Genomic DNA, 25,349 nt, shown 5'->3' on the forward strand with positions numbered 1-25,349 from the left:
GTCTTCTTGATCCACCTCCGAGTGGTTTCGTTTGTGTGAGGGAAGGGGTGGCTTTACGTATGAGGATGACTGAAGAAATCGTCAACAAGGTCGAGGCAGACAGGGTGCGATTATTTGCTGCCATAGTGATGGGGGGATATGAGAATTTCAAACATTTACGATCACTTGAATGAGTCAAACTCTTGTTTGAGTGGCCGTTCCTTATCTCCGGTGTCATGAAGTCGGTTCGCGAAATTATAGTTGCACGTTATTCTAAGTTGGGGTCAAAGTATAAGGCTGAGAGAGTGGTTGAAGTTATTGATCGTGGTCCTTTGGGGGTGGAAGGGCTCTATGGTATTACTTGATGGGGATTTGCTGCTGCGTGCCTCCCACCTGGTTCGCTCCTTCGGGAAAAAGGACAGGGCCTTCGTCGCCGTGGAGGATGTGTCCCTGGATGTCGGGGCGGGGCAGGTCCATGGTCTGCTGGGGCCCAACGGCGCCGGTAAGACGACGACGGTGCGGATGTGCGCCACGCTGCTGGCTCCGACGTCGGGTGAGGTCTGGGTCGATGGCATCGACGCGGTGCGCCATCCGGAGCGGGCCAGGTCCCGGCTGGGCCTGGTCCTGGGTGGTGAGCTGGGGTTCTACCCGCGGGCTACGGCACGCGACAACCTGCTGTTCTTCGCCGATATTCAGGGCCTTGACGCCCGACGGCGACACAGTGCGGTCATGGACGCCCTGGAGCGTGTGGGGCTGGTCGAGGCGGCGTCCCGGAAGACGGGCGAGCTGTCTCGAGGGATGCGGCAGCGTCTGCACCTGGCCCGGGCGCTGCTCGGGTCGCCGGCTCTTCTGCTGCTGGATGAGCCCACCACCGGCTTGGACCCGGACGTGGCGCTGCAGGTACGCGATCTGGTGCGTGAGCTGGCGCAGCGGGGAACGGGGGTGCTATTGACCTCGCACTCGATGCCGGAGGTCGAGGAGCTGGCCGACATCATCTCGGTGATCGGGGCGGGCCGGATCGTCGTGCGCGGCGGCGTGGGGGACGTGTCTGCCTTGGCCGGAGTGAGTGCCAGCACGACTTTCACGTTACCGGCCCGCCACGGGGGTGTCGTCGAGGCGCTTCGCAGCGGTCTGGGTTCGCCGGCGACGGTGAAGCAGCGCGCCTCCTCGGCCCGGTGGGCCGTGACGGTCTACTGGGCTTCCGAGGCTGCCGGCACTACCGACGCTGACAAGCGGGTTCGCCAGGTCCTGGCCGAGGCCGGCCTGGGAGCGCCGTCGGACCTGCTGACGCGGCCGGTCTCCCTGGAGGAGGCCTACCTGGCCCTGGCCGACAGGCTCGCCCGATGAGGCGTCAGGTGAGGATGACGGTCTTTCACGTCCGTCAGTTCGTGTCGGTTCCCTACTTCATCCAGCTCATGGTCATGACCACGACATCCACCACGCTGGTGCAGTTCCTGGCGGCCTCGGCCTGGGGCGGGATCACCCCGACGCAGAGCTGGGTGCGCGGGGGTGTCGTGGGGATGTGGACGACGACGACCTGCGCGGCGGGGATCATCGGATTCGAGCGGTACAAGGGCACGCTGGTCCATCTGGTCATGGCTCCGGTGGGGGCGCTCAGGTCGTTGGCGGCCGTGGTGTGTGCGGCGGCGTCCTTCGGTCTGGTCGCCTTCCCGGTGGCGTGGTGCACGTGGGCGCTGCTGTCGACCTCAGTCTCCTTCACGGGGCCGGGGTGGGAGGTCTGGGCGCGCCTGGCCGCAGGGGCCCTCATGCTGCTGGTCGGCTGCCTTGCCCTGAGTCTGGTCATCGCGGCGCTGTTCGTGCTCACCCCCAACGCGATCCAGTACGAGGGGCTGCTGCTGGTGCCGGTGCTCGTGGTCTCAGGCATCGTGTTCACCTCGACGACGCCGCCTGCCTGGCTGGCTGTGGTGAGTCGGTTCCTGCCGCTGTCGGTGCCCTTCGAGCTGCTGCTGGGCCGGGCGACGTCGGCAGTGGCGCTGGGCGCTTGGCTGGTGTGCACGGCCGCGTGGCTGGGACTTGCTGCCTTCCTCGGCCGGCGGGCGCTGCGTCTGGCGACACGGACCGGCACCCTGGAGGTGGTCTGATGCGCGCCCGGGCTCTGGCCTTCGCCTACCGGTTCTCCTCAGGGGTGCGTGTCTCGTGGGCCTCGTCGACGGCCTTCGCGACCCTGGGCACGGCCGTGGTCACGCTGCTGGTGCTGCCGCTGCTGGACGTGCTCTTCGATGTCCTCATGGGCTCGGACCTCTCCGCGCCTGACCTGGTGCGCACCGGATACGCAGCGGCCCTGGTGGCACTGGCCGTCTCGGTGGCCTCCGGAGTGGTGGGGACCGTGGCCACGGACCGGATGCTGGGCGTCTTCCAGGAGGTCCATACCCGCAGGCGCCTCGACGTCGCCTACTGGCTGTCCGTCGCCGTCGTGCCGGCGCTCCTGGCCGCCTCGACCGCCACCGTCGCGATCGGCGTCGTCTTCGCGCTCTCACCGCTGCACGACGTTGGAGCGCTGGGGCGTGTCATCACACTGGCAGCGCCGACCATCGTGTGCGGGCTGCTCATGGGGATCATGGCCGCCGGTGTCGGAGTCAACCTGCCCGATCCCTACCTGGGTGCCACGATCATCGCCACGTTCCTGCCGCTGCTGACCGGCGTCATCGTGCCGCTCGAGCAGTGCCCTACCTGGTTGCAGGCCCTGGCCCACCTGGTTCCGGTCAGCGGCACCCTGACGGTCCTGGACGCACCGGCGGCCGCCGTCCCGGCCCTGCTAGGCCGCGACCTCGCGGTCGCCGCCGTATGGGCCGGGATCGGGCTGGCCGTCACCCGTCGCGCCGTCACCCGACTCCGTCAGGGCCAACGCACCGACACCATCTGAGTCTGAGGAGGAGGTCTGCCTCAGCATGTGGTCTCATTGTCCCCGTGCTGCACGTCATCTTCTTCGAGCCGCGCATCCCCGGCAACACCGGGGCCGCGATCCGCCTGAGCGCCAACACCGGCTCCATGCTCCACCTCGTGGACCCCCTGTTCGACATGGACGACGCCAAGCTGCGCCGTGCCGGCCTGGACTACCACGACCTGGCCAACACTCGCGTCCACGCCACCTGGCAGGAGTGCCTTGAGCAGATCCCCGGACGCATCTTCGCCTTCACCTCCCACACCGAGCGCCTCTACACCCAGGTCGACTGGCGCGGCGACGACGCCCTCCTGTTCGGCCCCGAGCCCACCGGTCTGCCCCAGGAGGTCCTCGACCACCCAAGGGTGAGCGCCCACCTGCGCATCCCCATGGTGGAGGGCAACCGCTCCCTCAACCTGGCCAACTCCGCCGCCATCGGCCTGTACGAGGCCTGGCGGTCCCTGGGCTTCGCCGGAGGAGCCTGAGCCCCTGCTTCAACCGCCTTCTCAGAGCATGCCGGCGGGGCGGATCGCCAGGTCCTCCACCACCGCGTCCATCGGGGTGTTGACGGCCAGGCGCACGGCCGCCGCCACCGACTGCGGTGCCATATGGTCCGCAGCCCGGTAGGCGGGGGTGGCCATGATCCCCTCGGTGCGCAGGCGCGCCGCATTGAAGGCGTGCAGACGCTCCTGCATGGGGGTGTCCACCCGGCCCGGGTAGATTGAGGTGACCCGCACCTTGCCTGCCTCTTCCTGGCGCAGCGTGTCAGCCAGGGACTTCAGCCCCGCCTTGGAGGCGGAGTAGAGGGCGTTGCCCGACCGAGGACTCACCCCGGCGCCGGAGTTGATGAACACCGTCAGTCCGCGGGCCTCCCGCAGTGCCGGTAGCAGCAGGCTCGTCAGGTAGGCCGTCGCCACCAGGTTGAGGTTGAGGACCGCTCGCCAACGCGTGGGCGTGATCTTGTCAACGGCGCCGGGCGCCTCCATGCCGGCGCTGTGTACCAGCACGTCGAGGCTCTCGATGTCGATCCGGCTGACCAGCCTGGCCAGGGCCGTGTCATCGGTCAGGTCGACCGGGCAGATCAGAACCGCCGTCTGGGACTCCTCCTCCAGCGCGAGTGCCAGCTCCTCCAGGTCATTGACGGAGCGGGCCAGCAGGATGAGGTTGTGGTCCCGGGCCAGGTCCCTGGCCACAGCCAGTCCGATCCCGGAGGTCGCCCCGGTGATGAGGGCGATGGGGCGACGCTGGTGGCGGCCGGAACCGGCGCGCGTGAAACCGTGAGCGGGGGTGAAGGGGACGGACTCCCCCTGACGACGACGCCGGCCCGCCTTGGAGGACGAGGCGTCGACCTGAGCGATCTGCGGGCTCACTGGCCGTCCTTGAGGAAAGCGGCGGCCCCGGGCTCCCCGGGCACGGAGTAGGTGGCGGTGAGCGTGGCCCGAGCGATGCAGTGCGGTGCCAGGGTGAAGGCCGCCATGGCGGGGCTGGCCTCGTCATTCAGGCCCAGCGTGTCCACGTCCAGGGCGGAGACGGTGAAGACGTAGCGGTGGTCGCCGTCGCCAGCCGGCGGGTAGGGACCGAACCAGGCGTGGTCGCCGGAGTCCCCGGCCAGGTGGAAGGCGGCGCCGTCGAGCTGAAGATCGCTGGCCCCCGCACCCCGCTCTAGCGAGGTGACCGAGGCGTCCAGGTCCACGATGGTCCAGTGCCACCAGCCCGACATGGTCGGAGCATCCGGGTCGAAGCAGGACACGACGAAGGACTGCGTCTGCTCGGGGAAGCCCGACCAGCTCAGGGCCGGGGAGACGTTGTCATGGATGCCGGTGAAGATGTCCGGGACCCGCCCCTGGTCGGTCAGGTCCGCAGAGGTCAGGGTGAAGGAGGGGACTGAGGGCAGAAAGCCGGTGGGGGCCGGCGGGCGGGGGCGGGTGAGGTCGGCTGTCATAGGTGTACCTCCAGGCAGGTGATGGGTAGGGAAGGTGGCCTTCCATGAGGGCACAGCCCCAACTGTAGACGCCCCTGTGCAGACCCGTCCCTGTGGATCTCCTGTGGGGGAGCTCCGTGGGCTCGTCGCGCTCTGAGACCCCCTTGTTGCCTGCGCCCCCGATTGATGTCGCAGCGCGGCGCTATCCTGAAACCCACTCATCGAACATACGTACAGAGAGAGGGGGTGTCATGAGAGTCTCGGCCACGCGCGCGCCAGCGGAGGCTCAGAACCGCCTCGACCGGGCTCGCCTCGCCCTGAGGCTGGCCGAGGAACGCACCGGACTGCGCGACTCGGCATCCCTGACGGTGCAGCGCGCCCTGTCCTCGGCATCAACCAGCGCCCTGCTGAGCACATCAGCCGACTCGCCTCAGGTCGGCTCCTCCGCATCCTCCGCACCCCCTGCGGCGCTCTCGGCCTGCCAGGACTCCGGCGTCCTCACCCTCCACGGATCCACCACCCTCCTCCTGGCCGCCCTCGCCCTGCGCCAGGGCGCCACCGGCTGGTGCGGTGTTATCGGGGGAGAGGAGCTGGGCTGGTGCGCAGCCACCGAGGTCGGCCTCGACCTCAACCGGGTCCTCACTATTCCAGCGCCCCTCCTCGACGACGCCTCGACCCTGACAGTCACCTCCACGCTGCTCGACGGCGTCGATACCCTCCTCATCGGCGCCACCATCGCCGAAGGCCTGCGCCCCCAGCACCGCAGACGCCTGCTGTCCCGAGCGCGCGAACGCGGCCACCTCATCCTGACCCCCGCCCGCTGGGAAGGCGCCCGCATCCTGCGAGCCGACGCCCTGGCCCCCGACACCGGAACCAGCAACACGCCTCCCGCCCAGGCTTCGGCGGAGACCCCCGCAGAGCCCTCCGCCGACGGCGTCGTCATCCCCATCGGGCTAGGAGCCTCACCCGCCCCAGTGCGAGCCATCGAGATGCCGGCCGGCTACCTGCGACGCCTCACCTGGACCCTGGCCGACCCGCAGCGCCCACGGCTCGCCCCCACCGAAGAGCTCACGCTCTCACTGTCCGCCGAAGGGCTGCGCACAGGCTCCCGCAACGCCGTCGACACCGCCGACCCGACCTCCCACCCGCAGGAGGTGGCCGGATGAACCCGCCACAACCACCCTCGCCGTCCGGCCCACCCGCCTCCAGATTCGTGGCCATCTGGGTCCCCGACTGGCCCGTCGTCGCCCTCACCATGGAGGCCCGCCAGCAGCATCGACACCCCCGAGCACGCCAAGGAGTCCCCCACCTGCCGGACCCGGCCACCGAACCCGTCGCCGTCGTCGGCGCTCGCGGAGTCCTCGCCGCCTCAGCTCCGGCCCGCCGCGCCGGCATCACCACCGGCATGCGACTGCGCACCGCCCGCTCCCTGTGTCCCGAGCTCACCGTCCTGCCTCCCCAGGAGGAACGCCAGGCCCGTGCCTTCGAAACCGTCATGGAGGCCCTCACCTCCCTCCTGGCGGACCCCATGGTGTCCCGCCCCGGACTGGCCCTGTCTCACGTCAGAGGGCCCGCAGCCTGGATCGGCGGGGAAGAACCCCTCGCCTCAGCCCTCGTGGAGACCGTCACCCAGGAGGCCGACGTCGAGTGCCAGGTCGGCATCGCCGACTCCCTGCCTGGAGCCGTCCTGGCCGCCCGCCAAGGAATCATCGTCGAACCGGGACGGACCCCGGAGTTCCTCGCCCCCTGGCCTTTGGACGCACTCCTGACCTGCCTGCCCCTCAGCCGCCTGCGGCGCGACGCCCGCCCCCTGCTGGAGAGCTTCTCCCGACTCGGCCTGCGCACCTTGGCGGACCTGGCGGCCCTGCCCCGAAAAGACGTCACCGCCCGCTTCGGCCCCCTGGGGAGCAGGCTCCACCACCTGGCCGCCGGCACCCACCACGAGGTTCCCACCATGCCCCGGCCGGCCCAGGACATCACTGTCACCTCCGACCTCGACCCTCCCGTCGAACGCGCCGACACCGCAGCCTTCGCCGCCCGACACCTCGCCGAGAACCTGGCGGCCCGCCTGCTGTCCGCAGGCCTCGCTGTCGGACGCCTCTGCGTTGCCGCCCGCTGCGAGGATGGCACCGATCTGTCCCGAAGCTGGATGCTGGAGGACACCCCCACTCCCTCCGAGCTCACCGACCGCGTGCGCTGGCAGCTCGAGGGGTGGCTCTCCGGACGCTCCGGGCGCCCGCCCTCCTCCGGCCTGACCCACCTGAGCCTGACAGCCCTCGAGCTGAGCCCCGCCACGACCTCCCAGACGGGACTGTGGCAAGCGCCGGGCCACCAGGCCCAGGTACGCGCCCGCCGCGCCGCCGAGCGCGTGGAGTCACTCCTGGGAGCCGGAAGCATCCAGGTTCCCAGGATCGTTCCCGGACGCGACCCGCGCTCGCGGGTTCGCCTCATCCCCTGGGGGGAGAGCGAAGGCGTAGGGGAGTCCACGGATGATGAGATGGCGCCCTGGAGCGGCGCTCTGCCCGAGCCCTCACCCTCCATCGTCCTGCCCCGACCGGTTCCCGCGCGCCTCACCGACATTGAGGGAAGAGAGCTCGGCGTCGACATCCACGGTCAGCTCGACGGTGTCCCCGGCTTCCTCAGTGTCGACGACGGCGTGGATGGCGTTGATGAGGGTGCGGTGGAGACTGCGCCCCAGATGGAGTTCGTGCTCCTGTGGGCCGGCCCTTGGCCGGTCGACGAGGGCTGGTGGACCGCTCGTGGGCCTTCGCGACGCGCTTACCTCCAGGTGGTCACCGACGTCGGGCCGCCCCGCCTGCTGGTGCGATCAGGTCGGTGGTGGCTCGATGCCCTCTACTCCTGAGGAGCTGTCCGATGGCGTGGCCGCAAGGGATGGGGGCTGGCGCCGTCGTCCCTTCAGCCACAGGAGCGCCAGCGTCACCAGGCACAGCCAGGCCAGCCCCAGGGACCAGCCGGCCAGCACGTCGGTCATCCAGTGATAGCCCAGGTAGACACGGGATGCCCCCACCAGCAGGGTCGACCCCGCCGCCGCCATGATCGCCAAGGTCCGGTACAGGGTCACCGCAGTGGATGTCAGAACCATTCCCGCCAGCATGCCGGCGAAGACGGCCGTGTTGAAGGAGTGCCCCGAGGGGAAGGAGGTGGTCGAGGCGGGCTCGCCTAGAAGGGTATCGGTTGAGGGACGTGCACGCCTGAAGATCTCTTTGAGCGCCACCGTCAGCAGGCTGGAGCCGATCATCGTGAGGCTCAGGACTAGTGCGCGCACGCTGTGGCCCCTCATGAAGAGGAGGACGGCACAGATTGCGGTCAGGATCGTCAGCCCCACGGTGGAGCCCAGGGCGGTGAACACCTGCATGATGACGGTCAAGGCAGGGTGACGCTCATCCACGGCCCAGGTGGTGACGCTCTGGTCATGAGGCGCCAGCCCCGTCCCGGAGCTCGTGGTCAGAGCCAGCCAGGAGAACAGCGACAGCGTGATGACGGCGGTCGCGGCCAATGTGCCGGCCTGCCTGGTGCGCCAGGTGTGAGGCAGGTGGTCGAGTGAGAGCATGAGGGGGAGGTTATCCGCGCTGGTCTGGATGAGGCTATGCGTGCGCCATGGAGCGGCTGAGCGGCGTCGTCACGTCTTGTCCGCGTCCGGGGCGCTCGGCGGGTAGCATCCGGCCTGAGTGACTCGATCCGGCTCAGGAGGACCCGCGTGGCCAAGCTCTACTTCCGCTACGGCGCCATGAACTCCGGTAAGTCCACGGGGCTGCTCCAGACCGCCTACAACTACGAGGAGCGCGGACAGCGCGTCCTACTCCTCAAGGCAGTGGTCGATACCAAGGGTGAGGACTCGGTCGTCTCCCGGCTCGGGGTGTCGCGCCGCGTCGACCTCCTCGTCGACACCGACGACGACCTGCGTGCCCTGGTGCACCGGCGGGTCCTGAGCGGTGAGCGGCCCGTCTGCGATGAGGGCGGCGTACCGCGAGAGGCGGCGACCTTGCATGAGGTTCTTGACTGCGTGCTCGTCGACGAGGCCCAGTTCCTCACGGCCCTCCAGGTGGACCAACTCATGGAGATCGCGCTGATCGACGACGTGCCCGTCCTGGCCTACGGGATCCGCACCGACTTCCGCACGGTCAGCTTTCCCGGGTCACGGAGGCTGCTGGAGATCGCCCACTCCTTGGAGGAACTCAAGACCATCTGCCGCTGCGGACGCAAGGCCATCTTCAACGCCCGCAAGGTGGGGGAGTCCTTCGTCTTCGACGGCGATCAGGTGGCCATCGACTCCGGGGATGTCACCTACGAGTCGCTGTGTGGCCAGTGCTACCTCGCCGCCGGTGGGAGGCTTCCCGACCGGTGAGCCTCGCTCCGGGACTGAGCTTGTGCTGGCGGGAGTACAAGGCTGACCGAGGGTGATGAGGAGTGAGGATCACCCCTCGCTCCGAGATATTCCTTGTATTCGGGGTATTACAAGCATTATCGTGAAGCTGTGACTGTCTCCCACGCACTCATCGCAGACATCATCCGCTCGCGTGAGCTCCCTGATCGCAGACGTGCTCAGCGCGTCATCCATGAGACTCTGGAGCGGGCCGCTGAAGGTCTGGCGCTGACGCAGCGCCCGTACGCCACGGTCGGTGACGAGCTGCAGGCGGTCTCGGCGACTCTTGCCGACGCTCTCGCTCTCACCTTGCGCACACACCTCCTTCTGCCTGAAGGGTTGGGCCTGCGCTTCGGTATCGGCGTCGGAGCGATCTCCGAGGTTGAGGGCGCGGTGGGAAGTGGCGCGGACGGTGCGCCGGTACGTCCGATCCAGGATGGCTCGGCATGGTGGGCCGCACGCGAAGCCATCGAGAAGGCTCATCATCTCCAGGATGCGGGGAGGTCCTTCATCCGTACCTGGCTGTGCATCCATCCGGATGTGGTCAGCGGCTCAGGAGGGGGGCAGAGCGAGCGAGAGGGGCTCGTCAACTCTGTCCTCATTCTGCGCGACCAGACGATATTCCGCTTTCAGCCCCGTCAGCGCCGCATCATGGCTGGACTCCTCATGGGAATGACCCAGATTGAGATCGCCCGCCAGGAGAAGGTGAGTCAGCAAGCCGTCTCTGAATTCGCTCGCAGTGCCGGTTCCTCTTTGCTGGAGGTCCAAAAGCTTCTCGACGGATTGGGTGGGGGAGGTGAAGGAGAATGACGGCCCTCCTCGTTCTTCTGTTCGCCGTCGCGTCCGTGGTTGGCGGCTCTGATCTGGTGAGTGGGGGATTGTCTCGGAGGTCCGCCGGGGTGAGACTCTTGGTGGGAATGTCTGCAGTCGTTGCTCTTGGTGTCCTGGTCGGGTGGCCCGTTTTCCATCTTGGGACAGGAGGTGTCGTCGTCAGCATCCTGGTAGTCACTGCATGGTTGTGCTGCGGCCAGGTTTCGCAGGCCTGGTGGGAGAAGTTGTTGAGGATCCGTCAGTGGGTGCGAGCGGGGCGGGGCGCCTCCGAGAACGGTACGGATCGGCTGGAACCGCTCATCCGCCTTGCCCGCGCGAGTCTGTTGCTCCTCGCTGTGGCACTCTGCGTCGTCGTGTCCCAGCCGCTTGGGTCTCGAGTTGCCAAGATGGGCGCCGTCGTCGGAGTTTTCGTCCTTCTGACTGTTCCCGCCAATCGAGTCGTCGCCGACATTCTTGCTGTTGCGCGCCACTCCACGCAGGGAAATGGGAAAGCTGTTGGTGCTGGTTGTGAGCCCTCGCAGGAGAGTGGGAAGCAGGATGAGTCGGGGAGCTCTATGCGCGGTGGTCGCTGGATCGGTCCGCTTGAGCGAATCCTCATTCTCCTGCTCGCCTCCGTTGAGGCGCCCGCTGCTATTGCCGCAATTGTTGCCGCCAAGGGTGTGATCCGATTCCCTGAGATCAGTGAGGACAAGGCGGGGCAGAAGGCTGAGGAGTTCCTCATCGGCTCCTTCGCCTCCTGGATTCTGGCGGTCCTGGGTGCTCTGGTCATTCATCTTGCCTGAGCCGCGTCACGTCGGGGAGGAGGTGGTGAGATTGGGACGGCCTGAATCGGTCCACTCGAACCGAACGTCCTGAACCGGATCGCCCGTGCCGAGCGCCTCGAACCTGCATCCTTGAACTGGCCTGCCCGCACCTGGTCTTTCCGAACCTGTGTCCCTGAGCTGGCTCACCCGGGCCGGCTTACCCAAACCGGTTAGCCGGCCCGGCTGGGCGGGTTTGGGGTGTGGGTGTGAGGCCTGACTGTGGGGACTGTCCTGTCTTCGTGCACCTGGGGCCAGGGAGGTCGGCGCCGTCGGGTTTTCGTTGTTGTGCCGGTGATTCTGGGGCCCGTTTCGGCGTGCAGAGGGGTGGAGGGTCGGGCTATACTGTACGTATGTTCGAAGGTGGTGTGCTTCCTCGTGTCCCGGCCGGTGGTGCGGCCGGGACGCTGAGCGCGCCCGCCGAGAACGCGTCGGAGGATGTGGTGGGTCTGCTGGGGTCCTTGGCCGCGGGCGGAGCGCTGGCCGGTGTGGTGGAGGGGCTGCTGGCCCGCCTGCTGGTCACCGCCCAGAACCCCAACGACGACGGCGACGGCGACGGTTGCACTGCTGATAGTGATGCGGCACCGACCCTGTTCGCTGGTGAGAGTGGGGACGATGCGGCGCTGGTGGCTGGCGCTGAGAGGCGTCGGGTCGTGTCCGTGGAGGAGGCCGGCGTCTCGGGGATCATGGGTCTGGGGGCTGTGGGTCTGGGGGAGCTGGTGGCGGCCTGTCACCGTCTGGCGGCGTGGGCGTCGTGGGGTCAGTCCCTGGCGGCGGCGTGCCTGACCGCCTGTGGTGAGCTGTCGAGTCATCCGGGTCAGTGGGGTCCGGATGGTCGGGTCTCGTCGGTGGTGGGGTTCGAGGAGCGCCGGTTCAACACCACCTGCCTGCTGTCGGCCCGCCTGGGGGTGTCCCGGAGCCGGGCCGGGCAGATCGTGGATCACGGCAGCGCCCTGATGGACATGGGCTTTACCCCCACTGAGGTCATGGAGCGGTGCGGGGTGCTGGACGCAGCCAAGGCGTCCTTGGTGACTCGCCGCCTGGAGGGCGTGCCGGCCCCAGTGGCGCTGGCCGTTCAGGAGCGGGTGCTTCCCCAGGCGCCCAGGCGCAGCGTGTCCCAGGTGGGACGCGACATCGAGCGGGCCCTGATGGAGACAGACCCCACCGGACACGCCGAGCGGGCCCGGGCCAACCAGGAGCGTCGGTGCGTGTCGCGTCCCAGGCCCGCCGGCGAGGGCATGTCCCAGGTCCGCCTGCTGCTGCCGACCATGGACGCCCTGCTGCTGGACGCCACCCTGGACGCGATCGCCGCCAGCGCCAGGGCAGCCGGTGAGCAGCGCACCCCGGCCCAGCTACGCGCCGACGCCATCACCGCCATGACCCTGTCCACACTACGCACCAGCCAGCAGACCGCCTGCTACAGACCCACGCAAGCTCCCGACGACGACACCCAGGACACCACCCCCACAAGCCCCCACGGAAATAACCACAGCAGGAGCCTCGATAGCAGCCTCAGTGACGGTGGCAGCCTCAGTGACGGCATCACTGACAGCCTCGGAAGCACTGGAGGCTTTGGTGATGTGAATGAGCCGGGCTCAGTGCCAGTCCCCTTGGCTCCTCCCAGACGCTCTGCCTCTCCGGAGCGACTGTTGCCTGACGGGGTGCCCCTGGAAGGCCTCCTGAGCAGTTTGAGCTCCCTGGTGGGGTCCGCCAGCCCGTGGTGGACCCCCTCAGGCACCGGCCACCTCCCCCTCCCAGCAAGCATCCACATCGACGTCCAGGTCACCGTCCCCCTGACCAGCCTGGTTGGTCTGGCACCACCGGAAGACCCCACCGGCAGTGGTGACCCCGGAGGCGGCGAGCGCCTCGAGGGGGCCCGCAACCTGAAGTCCAGCGGAGCCTCTCCAGGCCAGAACCCCACCGTAACGACCGATCCTCTCAACGGTGCAGCGTCCCAGGACGGCAGGAGAAGTCCGCCCACCACCACCAGCAGCAGGAGCCTGCCCACCGCTGACGGGAGAACTCTGCCCGGTTCCAGCCGGAGGAGTCTGCCCGAACCCGACCCGGCCGCTCCCGCCTCCCAGGCCACCGCCTCGTTCACTGCTGCTCCCATCCCCCAGGCCACCGCCTCGTTGTGTGCTGCGGGCGGGGTCGCTCAGGTGCGCATCGGGGCGCGCAGCGCGGTGGTGCCGGCCCTGACTGCCTGGGCCCTGGCAGCTGGCGGGACCTGGAGACGCCTGGTCACCGACCCGGCAAGCGGCACCGTCGTAGACGTCGGCCGCACCAGGTACCGTCCCCCGGCGGGCCTGGCCGACTTGGTGCGCGCCCGCGACCGGGCCTGCGTCTTCCCAACCTGCCAGACCCCAGCCGAACGCTGCGACATCGACCACCTCACCGCCTGGAGCCAGGGCGGAACCACCAGCCTGAACAACCTCACCACCCTGTGCCAGGCCCACCACCGCCTCAAGCACACCCCCGGCTGGGCCCTGACCCGCGACCAGGACAGCGGAACCCTGTCCTGGCACACCCCCGACAAGACCGTCTACCAACGCCACCCAGACGGCACCATCACCCGCCTACCCCACAAGACCGGACCCCACCAGCACCTTGTTCCTGGCGCCGTCGTACCAACGGACCTGGGCCAACAGATCAACCCCGACATCCTCAACCGCCTCAACCGAGCCCTCGACAACCAGGCCCACAACCATGCCGGCCCCGGCACCAACCCCAACAGCAGCACCAGCACCAGCCCCCGCCTCGCAACCCGCGGCCCCCAACCCGGCCACAAACCCGGAGCCTTTGAGACCACCCCCTACCCCAAAGCCGCCCACACCCTCCAACTCGCACCCCTCATCGACCAAGCCCCGCCCTTCTAACGCTCCAGGTGCTACCAATACATGACCGGACGTCACCGTTATGCCGAGCTCCACGCCCACTCCGCCTACTCCTTCCTCGACGGGGCCAACGAGCCCGATGACCTGGCCTCGGCAGCCGTCGAGCTCGGGTTGGAGGCCCTCGCCCTGACCGATCACGACGGCGTCCCCGGCATCGTCAAGCACGCCCAAGCAGGCCGCGCTCATGGCCTACCCACCATTCACGGCACCGAGCTCACCCTGGCCGACGGCTCCCACCTGCCCGTTCTGGCTCGCAACCCCACCGGCTACCGCCGCCTAGTGTCCGCCATCTCCCGGCACAACCTGGACGCAGGGCAACGTCAAGAACCGGCCCACGACCTGCCCACACTCGCCTCGGCTCTCCGCTCCGAGTCCACCGGCCAGACCGAGGCAGCGGCGGGGACCTGCCTCGTCCTCACCGGTACCGCCAACGGCCCTTTGCGTCGGGCCCTGGGGGATCCACGTCGACCCGACACCTGGGACCTGAAGGCGGCAGACACCTGCTTGGGACACCTGACCGAGCTCTTCGCCGCGCCTGACCGAGGCCGTCCTTCCGGTGCCGGCCCCACAACCGCCGCTCACCGGCAGGTTGAAGGAGATGCCGCAATCGGCCTGGCCGTTGAGCTTACTCTGGACGGAGGTCCCACTGACGCCGCCCTCACCGACGCCCTGACCCGGCTGGCCCACGCCCACCGACTGCCCCTTGTGGCCACCGGTGCAGTGCGCTGCGCCCGCCCGGCCGACGCCCGCCTCGCCGACGTGCTCACCTCCACCCGCCTGGTCACCGACCTGGAAGGCGCCCGCGGTCACCTGCCCGCCATCGGCCGCTGGCTGCGAGGGGCCCAGGACATGGCGCAGCTCCACCGACGCCGCCCCGACGCCGTCGACGTGGCCGCCGAGCTCGCTGCAGACCTCGCCTTCGACCTGGCCCTCATCGCCCCGGAGCTCCCCGACGCCGATGTCCCGGAGGGCCACACACCTGCCAGCTGGTTGCGTGAGCTCACCCGTCAGGGCGCCACCCGTCGCTACGGCACCCCGCAGGAGCACCCCCGGGCCTGGGAGGTGCTCAACCACGAGCTCGAGGTCATCGAGTCCCTAGGATTCCCCGGCTACTTCCTCATCGTGCACGCCATCGTCGAGTTCTGCGCACAGTCGGGAATCCTGTGCCAGGGGAGAGGCTCGGCGGCCAACTCCGCAGTCTGCTACGCCCTGGGCATCACAGCCGTCGACGCCGTCAGGCACCAGATGCTCTTCGAGCGCTTCCTGTCCCCGGGGCGAGCCGGCTACCCCGACATCGACCTCGACATCGAGGCCTGCCGCCGCGAAGAGGTCATCCAACACGTCTACTCCCGCTACGGCAGAGAACGTGCCGCCCAGGTCGCCAACGTCATCTCCTACCGCCCCCGATCCGCAGTCCGTGACGCCGCCCGGGCCCTCGGCCACCCCGCCGGAGTACAGGACACCTGGGCCAAGCAGATGGAGCGGTGGACCTCAGTGCGCCCCGGAGGACTGACCGGGCAGAACGATGAGGTCCCCGAGCCGGTCCTCGACATCGCGGAGAAGCTGCTGAGACTGCCCCGCCACCTGGGGGTCCACCCCGGAGGCATGGTCCTGTGCGGCCGCCCCGTCACTGAGGTCTGCCCGGTGCGTTGGGCCGCCATGGACAACCGCTCGGTCCTCCAGTGGGACAAGGACGACTGCGCCGAGGCCGGGCTGGTCAAGTTCGACCTCCTGGGCCTAGGGGCGCTCACCGCCCTGCGTCTGGCCTTCACCACACTGGCGCAGCGGGGACAGACCGTTCCCGAGACCGTGACGGAAGGGGAGCTGCGCACCTCCCAGTCCGGCCGTCCCTGGGGGCTGCACACACTGCCCGAGGAGGACCCGGCCGTCTACCGGCTGCTCACGGCCGCGGACACAGTCGGGGTCTTCCAGGTCGAGTCGCGTGCCCAGATGGCCACCCTGCCCCGACTCCGCCCCCAGACCTTCTACGACATCGTCGTCGAGGTCGCCCTCATCCGCCCCGGCCCCATCCAGGGCGACGCCGTCAACCCCTACATCCGCCGCAGGCTGGGTCGCGAGGAGGTCACCTACCTGCATGACTCCCTCAAACCCGCTCTGACCAAGACCCTGGGAGTTCCGCTCTTCCAGGAGCAGCTCATGCAGATCGCTGTCGACGCCGCGGGGTTCAGTCCCGCCGAGGCTGACAGCCTGCGTCAGGCCATGGGGGCCAAGCGATCCATCGAGCGCATGGACGCCCTCCGCGACAAGCTCATAGCCGGCATGAGGTCCCGGGGCATTGACGCGCCCACAGCGGAGACGATCTACAGCAAGCTGAGGTCGTTCGCCGAGTTCGGTTTCCCCGAGTCCCACGCCTTCTCCTTCGCCTATCTGGTCTACGCCTCGGCCTGGCTCAAGGCGCGCAAGCCCGAGGACTTCTATGCCGGGGTCCTGGCCGCCCAGCCCATGGGTTTCTGGTCCCCGCAGTCCCTGGTCGCCGACGCCCGCCGCCACGGTGTGCGCGTCCTGCCCGCGGACATCAACCGCTCACTGGCGCAGGCCACCGTCGAGCAGCGGGAGGACCACCAGGACGCCGGCCGATCAGACCAGTGGGAGCCGCTGAGGCCCCATCCTGCTGCCCCGTCCTCCCTGGACGTCCACGAGGATCTCGCGGTGCGCCTGGGCCTGGCCCCGATCAAGGGGCTGGGGGAGCGGGCCGCGCAGGCCATCGTCACCGAGCGCTGTGCTCACGGCCCCTACCGGGACCTGGCCGATCTTGCGCGACGCGTGAGTCTGAGCCGCTCCCGCCTTGAGTCGCTGGCCGTCTCAGGAGCCCTGGACAGTCTGGGGGTGGAGCGCCGTCAGGCTTTGTGGGCTGCCGGAGTCCTCGCCGATGAGCACGGCCGACGTCGTGGCGCCTCCCGTCAGGGGCCGGAAGTGTGGTGCCAGCCCACGCTTCCGGGAACCGCCGTCGGCGCCCAGGCCCCGACCTTGCCGACCATGACCAACCTCGAGCGCCAGGCCGCCGACCTGAGCCTGACCGGAGTGTCCACGCAGGGCTCTCCCCTGAGGCTGCTGCGCCCCTCACTGGCCGCCGACGGCGTTCTCAGCGCAGCCGACCTGGTGGATCAGGAGCATGGGAGCCGAGTGCGCGTCGCCGGCGTCGTCACCCACCGGCAGCGGCCCCACACGGCTTCCGGCATGATCTTCCTCAACCTGGAGGACGAGACCGGTCTGCTCAACGTCACCTGCCGAGCTGGCATGTGGCGCCGCTACCGCAACATCGGCAGACGCGCCGTCGCTCTCATCGTGCGCGGCACCGTGGAGAAGGGCGACGGAGTCGTCGCGCTCATGGCCGATCGTCTCCAGGTCCTTCCCGGTGTCCCGGGCACCGGTAGCCGGGACTGGTGCTGACAGCGGCGCCCCTCACTCCTTGCGGGAGGAGTAGGCGGGCAGCTCGCCAGTGACCGGGGCGTCCTTGGTGTGCAGCTCGGAGTAGACGGACCAGAGCACGCTGATGAGCGGGACTGCGACGATCGCACCGAGCAGGCCGGCGGCGTAGGTCCCCAGGGCGACACCGATGATGACCACCACAGGGTGCAGAGAGACCTGGCGACCCATGATGAGGGGCTGGAGGATGTGCCCCTCGATCTGGCCGATCCCGGCCACTCCCACGCCGACAACGATCATGGTGACGAAGCCGCCGGAGGCCAGGGCCACCACCATGGCCACGAGCATCGCCAGAGGTGCGCCGATGATCGGGATGAAGGCGCCAATGAACACGAGCACCGCCAGGGGTGCTGCCAACGGGATCCCCACCAGCTGGAGGAAGATCCCGGCCATGATGGCGTCGGTGAGCGCCACCAGCACAGTGCCGCGGGCGTACCCGGCGAAGGTGTACCAGCCGGCACCAGCAGCCCGGTGGGTCGACTCCCGCATCGTGGCAGGCAGCTCGTTGAGGAACCAGCGCCACATCCGGCCCCCGGAGGCCAGGAAGAAGATCGTGACGAACAGTGCCAGGGCCAGGACCGTGAGCACATCAACGACCGCACTGGCGTTGGACAGCAGCTCCGAGGCCAGGGACGGGGCATTGGACTGCAGATAGTGCTGCCCCTGGCGTAGCCAGAGCTGAAGCTGGTGATAGATCTGCTGCTGTGTCAAGTGCAGCGGCCCGTTCTCCAGGAAGTCCATGATGGTATTGAGGCCATCGCCGAACTGGGATGCCAGGGAGCCCCACTGGCTGGTGACCGAGGTGACGACGTATGTGACTAGTCCGGCGATCGCACCGATGGTGGTGAGCAGTGCCAGGAAGGTCGCCGGGTAGCGGGGCATGATCCTGGCGAAGAGGTTGACCATCGGCTGGAGGATCGAGGTGAACACCAGCGCCATGAACAGGCCGATGAAGACCGGGATCACCTGCGAGGTGGCGTAGAAGAGCAGGCCGATGACAATGATGATGCCCAGTCCCAGCCAGGCCCCCATGCCGCCCCGCACCAGCCAGGCGGGCAGGGAGTCCATGACCGAGGAACGGGTCGTGACCGTCTCGGGGAAGGAGACCGAGGGGGCCACGCGCACATGGGTGGTGGACACCGGGGGAGCGGCTGGTCTGCTCTCAGCCTCCTCCGGGGCTGATTCCCAGTGCAGCTGGTAGTCGCGGTCCGCCTGCCGGCGCCTCTCCGCCCAGTCGATCCCCCGGTCCAGCGCCGTACGGGCGCTCTTGAGCCGGCTCAGCAGGCCACTGCTGCTGAGCGTCTCTCGGGCGGACTTCTTCCCCGAGTCGGGTTCCTGAACCGGCTGGTGGGAGTCGGAGCTCTGGGAGGACTCGGGAACCTCGGGCGGCGCGTCCTGCGTCGGCTCCTGTGACGGAGAGCTGTTGGTTGCCATGGGGTGAACGATCAGTCCTTCGCTGGATAACGGGCTGACGAAACACGCCCAGCCTACTAGCGTGGCCCCATGACCGCCCCGAATGTCGGCAATCCGACGCACCCCGCCATGACGAACCAGCTGCGTCTGCCCCGCACCGCCGCGTTAGGGCCAGGGCGGGGAGGGCAGCAGAGGCTCCTCATCGACGCCCCGGCCGGGGCCGCAGAGATCTATCTCCACGGTGCCACCGTGACCTCCTGGGTGCCGCGCGGCGGCTCAGAGGTCATCTTCACCTCCCGGCAGGCGGTCTTCGACGGCGCTACCGCCATCCTTGGAGGAATCCCCCTTTGCCTGCCGGAATTCGGTGTCGGCATCAACGGTGACGCCGTACCGAAGCACGGGTGGGCACGCATCGCCCCCTGGCGGCTGCTGACGGTCACCAGCACTGACGGCGGCGGTGTCCGCGCTCTTCTTAGCGTCAGTCGCGACCACCTGACAGCACTCTACGAGGTCGAGGTCGGCGAGACGCTGCGCCTGGGACTCAGCCTGCGCAACGAGGGGAGTGAGCCCCGCACGGTGGAGGCGGCCGCGCACACCTATCTCTCAGTCCACGACGTCACCGCCAGCCGAATCAGCGGGCTCGCAGGCGCCGTTTACAGCGACAACCTGGCTCGCAACCCCCAGGAGGCCCACCACCTCCAGGAGGGCGATGTGACGATCCACGGCCCCGTGGACCGCATCTATGACTCCGCCGAGCCGATTACCGTCACTGATCCCGGGCATCAGCGCACCATCGGCATCGACAAGCGCAACGCACCCTCGACGATCGTGTGGAACCCCTGGTCCACGCACAGCGCGCCACTGCCGGACATGGCCGACGACGAGTTCCCCACCATGGTGTGCGTCGAGAGCGGGGCGGTACGAGAGCACGCGCCCACCATCGAGCCCGGGGCGAGCTGGTCCATGCAGGTGACCGTGAGTGTCGAGAGCACCGCAGTGTGATGGGAAGCACTTGAACGTGGCTTGGTAGCCTCGGTGGCCGTCATGCTAAGTTTCTCTGCGTCGCCGGGGCGAGGTCCCGGCCAAGCCGCTGAAAAGCGGAGGAGACAACACAAGTCCGAGTGGCGGAATAGGTAGACGCGCTAGCTTGAGGTGCTAGTGCCTTATTAAACGGGCGTGGGGGTTCAAGTCCCCCCTCGGACACCACCAGCACATGATCCCCGGAACCAAAAGATTCCGGGGATCATGCATTGTCCTTCATGAGGCTTTGCTCAGCCCCACTCGGGGCGGTAGAGGTCAGGGCGGGAACGCATGCAGCACATGATGAGCGGAACGATCCCCAGTCCAATGAAGTAGAAAAGCAGGAACAGCTCTGACTTTCCGGTGTCATGAAGACGGCGGGCCGTCACTGCGAGCGCCGGGGTAATGAGTACGATCTCGTAGAAAAATAATAAACCTAAGATCGCGTACACTGCTGCAGGTGTGTCAGGAACGGGCGTCAGTGCTGACGGAATACTGATGATTGCTATCAGCATGTAGAGACCAGAGGGGATGACTATCTGGAGCAGTAGAAATGGCCACCAGAACTCCGACTGGGAAGCGTATCCGCGGAACTGTGTGTAGCGTTGGAAGAAGCGCTTGACGGCCTCTCCCAAGCGCACGTGAGGAAGGGGAGCGACGTCGGGGGCCAATGACATGGGCCCGAACTGGTTGGGGTCACCATATGGCGCCTGGTCGCCGTCGGGTACGGGACCGGTTCCGTAGGACATGAATCCTCCATGCAAGACGGGGCGGGGAGCGGTGGGTGCCGTCATGGCTGAGAATACCCGTGCTGATGGGCTTTCTGGTGCCAGGTCGGCACACGAGTCGTATCCTAGGGGTAGAGGGGATCCCTTCCTATGCCGAGTCGCGGGGCCGCGGAATGCGGAAGAAATACCGGCCTCAAATAGTTGAGTCCGCTAAGTTGTCATAAGTCAGGTGGGGTTCACGTTCTCCCCGGCACCTCCAATGCAATGGTCCCCGGAACCAGGAGGTTCCGGGGACCAATTATTGTCCTTCAGGAGACTTTGCTCAGCTCCACTCAGGACGGTAGAGATCGGGGCGGGACTCCGATGCCATCAGGATCAGGAACCAGACGGTGCCGATGCCGAACGGAATGAGCTGAATAAACCACCATGCTCCAGGCTTTCCCACATCGTGCAGGCGCCGCACCGTGAGGGCCAAGCCCGGGATAAACGTAGCTATCGCATAGGCGAAAAAGAGAAGCCAGACGACGATCATCCCGATACCGACACCGGCCCCGACATCGTCTGAGGAACCATCCGCCGCCGCACCAAGACCAACGACCATGAACAACAGGATGTAGAAGACAAGTCCGACGAGACCGTTGAAGAGCGCAACCCACCAGAACTCGGAGCGGGACGCATAGCCTCGGAACTGGGCGTAGCGCTGGAAGAAGCGCTTGACGGCCTCGCCGAAGCTTGCTCCGGGCAGCGGGGCGACGTCGGGTGTCAGAGGTGGCGGGCCGAACTGTCCGAACTGGCTGGGGGCGCCGTAGGGAGTGGGGCCACCGGGATAGGGTGCGGGACCGCCGTATGGTGCCTGGTCGCCATAGGGTGCGGGGCCGGTTCCGTAGGACATGAATCCTCCATGTAAGACGGGGCAGGGAGCGTGGGTGCCGTCATGGTTGAGAGCACCAGGGCTGATGCGCTTTCTGGTGTCAGATCAGCGTACGAGTCACAGCCTAAGGGTAGAGGGCAGGGCTCGTCACCTCGATTCCCTCCCGCTGCGGTGGGGAGTACTCCCTATGCCGGGCCACGGAACACCCATGTCGGTAGAGTGAGCCCTCATGCACTCCGCAACTTCGCTGAGCAGCCCTCCAGGGACACGGCACAGTCCCGTGCTCATACGTGCACGTGCCGGGGTCAGCCTGGTGTTCCTGGCTAATGGCCTGGGATTCGCCAACCTGGTGCCGCGTTTCCCGGAGATCGTGGAGGAGCTGGGACTGAGCAAGAGCGCCTTCGGGCAGGCGGTGGCCGCAGCCAGCGTCGGCGCTCTCGTGGCGGGGTTGGCCGCGTCATGGCTCATCTCCCGGCTGACCTCGGCCAAGGTCGCCAGCCTGGGCATGCTCGTGGTGGCCCTGGCCCTCCTTGGAGCGGGGCTGGCCCGCTCGTGGCTCGTCCTGGCGTTCTGCCTGCTGGTTGTGGGTGGGACGGACTCCATTGTCGATGTCGCGCAGAACGCACACGGACTGCGGGTCCAGCGCCGTTGGGGCGCCTCCATCGTGACGAGCTTCCACGCCTCGTGGTCGCTGGGGGCGGTCCTGGGCGCAGCCATGGGGCAGGCCATGGCCGGAGCCGGAGTGGGGCTGGGAACCCACATGGTGCTGACGGCGGTGGTGTTGCTCGTCCTCTCGGTAGGCCCCCTGCTCGCAGGCTGGTTCCTCCCCGGCCATGATCGTGATGATCGCGACCCTGATCAGATCAAGGAGCCCGACGACGCCCCCGAGGTGAGGCCGGCGACACCGCCTCGTCGAGTCCGACCGGTCACGGCCCTCGTGCTCATTGTCGTCGGACTGCTATGCGCGGCCTCGATGTTCCCCGAGGACGTCGCCATGAACTGGTCCTCCCTGCTCCTGTCCGAACAGGGCGCCGGTGCCGGTCACGTCGGGCTGGGGCTGGTGGCCCTTCAAGGAACGATGATCGTGGGGCGCCTGGTGGGCGACCGCATCATCGACGCTGTCGGCCAGCGGGCCGTGATCGCCTGGGGCGGAGCACTAGTCACCCTCGGAATGAGTATCGCACTCCTGGTCTCCTCCGTACCCGGGACGCTGCTGGGGATGGCGATCTCCGGGGCGGGATGCGCCGTCGCCGTCCCCGTGACCTACTCCGCTGCCGACGACGTCGAAGGGCTTCCTCCCGGGCTGGGACTGACCATCGTGTCCTGGCTGGCCCGCCTGGCGGGCCTCCTGGCGCCACCGATCGTCGGCCGGCTCGCTGACGATCACGGACTGTGGGTGGCTCTGGCCTACGGCCTACTGGGTGGCCTCATCATGGTCTCCTGCTGGCCGGTCCTGCGCCGCAGGCATGCGGGGAGTCAGCGGCGGGGCTGAGACGAGGACTCAGACCAGTCCTGCCTGATGGCGTAGCTCGCTGTCCTTCTTCTGAGTCCAGAGCCTGCCGATCGCAACGGTGGTGAGTGCCGCGGCGATGACGACCAGCGCAAGGATCGAGTTCCATATCAGAGCGTGGGCGTGAGCCTCCTGCGAGGAGGAGCTGGCCGAGAATGCAGTCTGATTCAGCATCACAGAGGCAAATATGGCGAGAACAGCCACAACGAACTCAACCAGGAACACGATCGCAGCAAGGTTCCAGTAGCGCTCGCGCCGGCGCGCATCGCACCACGCGGGCAAGGAGGCGGTGTCGACATCCTCCCAGCTGAGTTCCCGCGGCTCTTCTCCTCCGGGCATCATGCGGGGATAAGAGACGAGGAGACGGTCGCATTGCTTGGAGGCGTGGGAGAGGAGCGCGCCGAAAATGCTGACGCCGAAGAGCAGAGGAATGAGCGTGGGCTGTCCAGCGGCGATGAACAGCAGGAAGATCACGATCCCCACGAGCAGGAAGACTGAGGCGAAGACGGTCATGCCGACCAGGGCGCGCCGCCCGTGCCTGACGCGCTTGGCGACGTCGTAAGTATCCGGCCACGGGGGACCCATGCGCCCGTCACGAGTGACGCCACGCGCGAGGGACCCTCCGTTCGGGTGAGTGATGAGATCCCGGCGCAGGCCCGCCTCAATGTCCAGGGGACGCGACGAACCGGGTTCCTGCCCCGCCAACTGGGTCAGGGTCTGACGCAACAGTCCCCACTGCTCCTCGGCCACGAACCTCGGAGTACGCAGGACCCAAGCGGCGCACACGCAGGCGACTGTAATGGCCAGTGCCACGAGGGTGAAAACGCCGGAAAGAACCGTGAAGACCTTATGGGCACTGGCGAAGAGATCGCCCGGGGATGCGATGGAGGGGTGTCGAAGGAAGGAGACGGTGAGAACCAGGCCCGCTACCGCCAGCGCTAACGAGGAGAAGGCCTGCAGCAGCCGCAGCAACCCGCCCCCACCGAGCAGAATGGACGGCGCCGCCGTGCCTGGATCATAGGCGGCGATGGCCTGGTCCACGGCTTGACGCACCTGCTGCTCACTCGCCGCACTGGCCGGAACAGTCAGACGCTCCTTGACGAGTGCAAGGCCGGTCGGAGACCCCATACCGGACTCGAAGCTCGGAATGTCATGGTGCTCCACGTAGCCGCGGTGAGCTGAGTCGTAACTGCTTCTTGTCTGAATGCTCTCCACACGGGCTGGGACCCGTTGCTCGACCGTGATGACATCGCCGCGTCTGCGTACTCTCACTGAGGGCAGCATCCAGCGGGGGATGTCGGGACCATGGCGTTGGCTCTCAGGTGTGGATGCGGAAGTCACTCAGGCTCTTCTCGTCGGGAACGTCGCCCTCGAGCATAGGCCCATGAAATGACCTGAGGGAGGATTATGGGGATCTCATCAAGAGTCTGGTGGGGCAGAGGCGTTAGCATCGGCCTTCATGGACTCCTTTGAGATGACCGTTGCTGCTGACGGCGACCTGCCCGCACTGGTCCTGTCGGTCCCCACCGGAGACGACCTCGACCGCATCACCGAGATTTGCCAGGATACGGACATTCAGGAGTGGACCTTCGTCCCCCGCAACTATCAGCGTAGCGACGCCGAGTTCTTCGTCGAGCAGGTCGTGGCCAAGGGCTGGAGCGAGGGGCGTGAGCTCACCTGGGCGATCCGCGAGGCAGATGCCGGTGCCTGTCCGCACCTGGTGGGCATGCTCGGCATCACCCTGAGCGGCCCTGAGGGCGCTCGGACCGGCGAGGTCGGCTACTGGCTCGCTGCTGCGGCGCGCGGACGCGGCACCATGACCCGCGCCGTCGCCGCCCTCATCGATATGGCCTTCGATCCGAAGGGCCCCCTGGGCCTGTCCGCTCTGCGGTGGCGCTGCGACATCCATGAGACGGGCCACGGGCCGGTGCCCAACTGGGCCTCCTGGAAGGTCGCCTGGTCCCTCGGCTTCCAGCGGGAAGGGCGAGTGCGCCGCTTCCTGCCCAATGACGGTCAGCTCCATGACGGCTGGATCGCCACCCTGCTGCCCGAGGACCCGCGTGAGCCGCGCGCTCCCTGGGATGGCCCTGTCGAGACGGACGGCCTGCTGCCCCTGGTGGCTCACGACGGTGTCGGAGAGAGGGAGGGCGACGACCCCGAGGCCCTGGTGCGGCGCTTCCACCACGTCTACGGACTTCCCGTCCAGACCGACGGCGCCAGCCTCGAGCGCGAGAGCCTCGACATGCGCATGAGTCTCATCGCCGAGGAATTCTCCGAGCTCGTCGGCGCCGTCTACGGGCAGGCGGCGCGCGCCGAGATCGAGTCGAGCTACCGCCGCGCCGTGGCCGCCGACGACAGTGCTCGCGACACCGTCGAGACCGCCGACGCCCTGGCGGACCTCATCTACGTCATCTACGGCATGGCCCTGGAGACCGGGATCGACCTGGCATCCGTGCTCGCCGAGGTGCAGCGCTCCAACATGTCCAAGCTGGGTGCCGACGGCAAACCGGTCTACCGCGAGGACGGCAAGGTCCTCAAGGGGCCGGACTACTTCCCTCCGAACGTGGAGGCTGTGCTGCGCAGTCGCCGCCTGCGCTGAGAAGAGACCATCGACACAGCCATAACTATACTGTGCGTATAGTACAGTTC

General features: G+C 67.7%; 21 protein-coding genes and 1 tRNA gene. 15 read left to right on the forward strand and 7 right to left on the reverse strand.

The annotated features are described in order from the left end of the window. Positions 1-330 precede the first annotated feature (330 nt). From HW274_RS05795 to HW274_RS05810, 4 genes are read left to right on the forward strand one after another with little or no spacing between them, the layout of a single operon-like run. Entirely contained in the window at positions 331-1,326 is a 996-nt protein-coding gene (locus HW274_RS05795; protein ID WP_185989454.1) for an ABC transporter ATP-binding protein, read from the forward strand. A 14-nt stretch (positions 1,327-1,340) separates the two neighbouring features. Next, entirely contained in the window at positions 1,341-2,081 is a 741-nt protein-coding gene (locus HW274_RS05800) for an ABC transporter permease (RefSeq protein ID WP_260679206.1), read from the forward strand. Continuing rightward, complete coding sequence (locus HW274_RS05805) at positions 2,081-2,863, forward strand: ABC transporter permease (RefSeq protein ID WP_185989456.1); 783 nt, start codon at positions 2,081-2,083, stop codon at positions 2,861-2,863. Before HW274_RS05800 ends, HW274_RS05805 begins: the two co-directional genes overlap by 1 nt. Before the next feature lie 44 nt (positions 2,864-2,907). Beyond that, positions 2,908-3,366 carry a tRNA (cytidine(34)-2'-O)-methyltransferase gene (locus HW274_RS05810; RefSeq protein ID WP_185989457.1) on the forward strand — a complete coding sequence of 153 codons (459 nt, stop codon included), beginning with the start codon at positions 2,908-2,910 and terminating at the stop codon, positions 3,364-3,366. Between the two features lie 21 nt (positions 3,367-3,387). On the opposite strand, the gene HW274_RS05815 is transcribed toward HW274_RS05810, so the two are convergent. Then, positions 3,388-4,251 carry an SDR family oxidoreductase gene (locus tag HW274_RS05815; RefSeq protein ID WP_075375020.1) on the reverse strand — a complete coding sequence of 288 codons (864 nt, stop codon included), beginning with the start codon at positions 4,249-4,251 and terminating at the stop codon, positions 3,388-3,390. After that, positions 4,248-4,823: a YbhB/YbcL family Raf kinase inhibitor-like protein gene (locus HW274_RS05820; protein ID WP_075253762.1), complete on the reverse strand. Its 576-nt coding sequence runs from the start codon at positions 4,821-4,823 to the stop codon at positions 4,248-4,250. The genes HW274_RS05815 and HW274_RS05820 overlap by 4 nt, the downstream gene beginning before the upstream one ends. Positions 4,824-5,053: 230 nt before the next feature. On the opposite strand from HW274_RS05820, the gene HW274_RS05825 reads away from it, so the two are divergent. Beyond that, positions 5,054-5,968: a hypothetical protein gene (locus HW274_RS05825; RefSeq protein WP_185989458.1), complete on the forward strand. Its 915-nt coding sequence runs from the start codon at positions 5,054-5,056 to the stop codon at positions 5,966-5,968. Then, positions 5,965-7,665, forward strand: a complete 1,701-nt coding sequence (locus HW274_RS05830) for a DNA polymerase Y family protein (protein WP_185989459.1) — start codon at positions 5,965-5,967, stop codon at positions 7,663-7,665. Before HW274_RS05825 ends, HW274_RS05830 begins: the two co-directional genes overlap by 4 nt. On the opposite strand, the gene HW274_RS05835 is transcribed toward HW274_RS05830, so the two are convergent. Continuing rightward, positions 7,630-8,373, reverse strand: a complete 744-nt coding sequence (locus HW274_RS05835; protein ID WP_075253765.1) for a phosphatase PAP2 family protein — start codon at positions 8,371-8,373, stop codon at positions 7,630-7,632. The genes HW274_RS05830 and HW274_RS05835 overlap by 36 nt on opposite strands. Before the next feature lie 147 nt (positions 8,374-8,520). Between HW274_RS05835 and HW274_RS05840 the strand changes: the two genes are divergently transcribed. From HW274_RS05840 to HW274_RS05860, 5 genes are all read left to right on the forward strand, one after another. Next, entirely contained in the window at positions 8,521-9,168 is a 648-nt protein-coding gene (locus HW274_RS05840) for a thymidine kinase (RefSeq protein WP_075253766.1), read from the forward strand. Positions 9,169-9,297: 129 nt separating this feature from the next. Then, the gene (locus HW274_RS05845; RefSeq protein ID WP_185989575.1) at positions 9,298-9,996 is read left to right on the forward strand and encodes a SatD family protein; all 699 of its coding nucleotides are present in this window, start codon (positions 9,298-9,300) and stop codon (positions 9,994-9,996) included. A 407-nt stretch (positions 9,997-10,403) separates the two neighbouring features. Beyond that, positions 10,404-10,799, forward strand: a complete 396-nt coding sequence (locus HW274_RS13005; protein ID WP_396027392.1) for a hypothetical protein — start codon at positions 10,404-10,406, stop codon at positions 10,797-10,799. 371 nt (positions 10,800-11,170) lie between these two features. After that, positions 11,171-13,693 carry an HNH endonuclease signature motif containing protein gene (locus HW274_RS05855; RefSeq protein WP_185989460.1) on the forward strand — a complete coding sequence of 841 codons (2,523 nt, stop codon included), beginning with the start codon at positions 11,171-11,173 and terminating at the stop codon, positions 13,691-13,693. A 21-nt stretch (positions 13,694-13,714) separates the two neighbouring features. Continuing rightward, positions 13,715-17,122, forward strand: a complete 3,408-nt coding sequence (locus tag HW274_RS05860; protein WP_185989461.1) for an error-prone DNA polymerase — start codon at positions 13,715-13,717, stop codon at positions 17,120-17,122. Between the two features lie 12 nt (positions 17,123-17,134). Here HW274_RS05860 and HW274_RS05865 read toward each other — a convergent pair whose 3' ends face one another. Continuing rightward, positions 17,135-18,592 carry an AI-2E family transporter gene (locus HW274_RS05865; RefSeq protein WP_075253771.1) on the reverse strand — a complete coding sequence of 486 codons (1,458 nt, stop codon included), beginning with the start codon at positions 18,590-18,592 and terminating at the stop codon, positions 17,135-17,137. A 69-nt stretch (positions 18,593-18,661) separates the two neighbouring features. Here HW274_RS05865 and HW274_RS05870 point away from each other — a divergent pair, with 69 nt between their 5' ends. Together HW274_RS05870 and HW274_RS05875 are read left to right on the forward strand one after the other, a co-directional pair. Next, a complete protein-coding gene (locus HW274_RS05870) occupies positions 18,662-19,573 on the forward strand; it encodes a D-hexose-6-phosphate mutarotase (RefSeq protein ID WP_185989462.1) in 912 nt (303 codons plus the stop codon). Positions 19,574-19,686: 113 nt separating this feature from the next. Then, positions 19,687-19,777 (forward strand) — tRNA-Leu (locus HW274_RS05875). Positions 19,778-19,842: 65 nt separating this feature from the next. On the opposite strand, the gene HW274_RS05880 is transcribed toward HW274_RS05875, so the two are convergent. Both HW274_RS05880 and HW274_RS05885 read right to left on the reverse strand, forming a co-directional pair. After that, the gene (locus HW274_RS05880; RefSeq protein ID WP_185989463.1) at positions 19,843-20,340 is read right to left on the reverse strand and encodes a DUF805 domain-containing protein; all 498 of its coding nucleotides are present in this window, start codon (positions 20,338-20,340) and stop codon (positions 19,843-19,845) included. Between the two features lie 301 nt (positions 20,341-20,641). Next, positions 20,642-21,211, reverse strand: coding sequence for a DUF805 domain-containing protein (locus tag HW274_RS05885; RefSeq protein WP_185989464.1), 570 nt, complete (start codon positions 21,209-21,211; stop codon positions 20,642-20,644). A 208-nt stretch (positions 21,212-21,419) separates the two neighbouring features. On the opposite strand from HW274_RS05885, the gene HW274_RS05890 reads away from it, so the two are divergent. Then, positions 21,420-22,682: an MFS transporter gene (locus HW274_RS05890; protein WP_185989465.1), complete on the forward strand. Its 1,263-nt coding sequence runs from the start codon at positions 21,420-21,422 to the stop codon at positions 22,680-22,682. A 9-nt stretch (positions 22,683-22,691) separates the two neighbouring features. On the opposite strand, the gene HW274_RS05895 is transcribed toward HW274_RS05890, so the two are convergent. Next, positions 22,692-24,041: a hypothetical protein gene (locus tag HW274_RS05895; protein ID WP_185989466.1), complete on the reverse strand. Its 1,350-nt coding sequence runs from the start codon at positions 24,039-24,041 to the stop codon at positions 22,692-22,694. 118 nt (positions 24,042-24,159) lie between these two features. Between HW274_RS05895 and HW274_RS05900 the strand changes: the two genes are divergently transcribed. Continuing rightward, the gene (locus HW274_RS05900) at positions 24,160-25,299 is read left to right on the forward strand and encodes a bifunctional GNAT family N-acetyltransferase/nucleoside triphosphate pyrophosphohydrolase family protein (protein ID WP_185989467.1); all 1,140 of its coding nucleotides are present in this window, start codon (positions 24,160-24,162) and stop codon (positions 25,297-25,299) included. Positions 25,300-25,349: the final 50 nt, after the last annotated feature.

Origin of the sequence: Actinomyces sp. oral taxon 169 (assembly GCF_013394715.1) — a bacterium.
GTDB lineage: Bacteria > Actinomycetota > Actinomycetes > Actinomycetales > Actinomycetaceae > Actinomyces.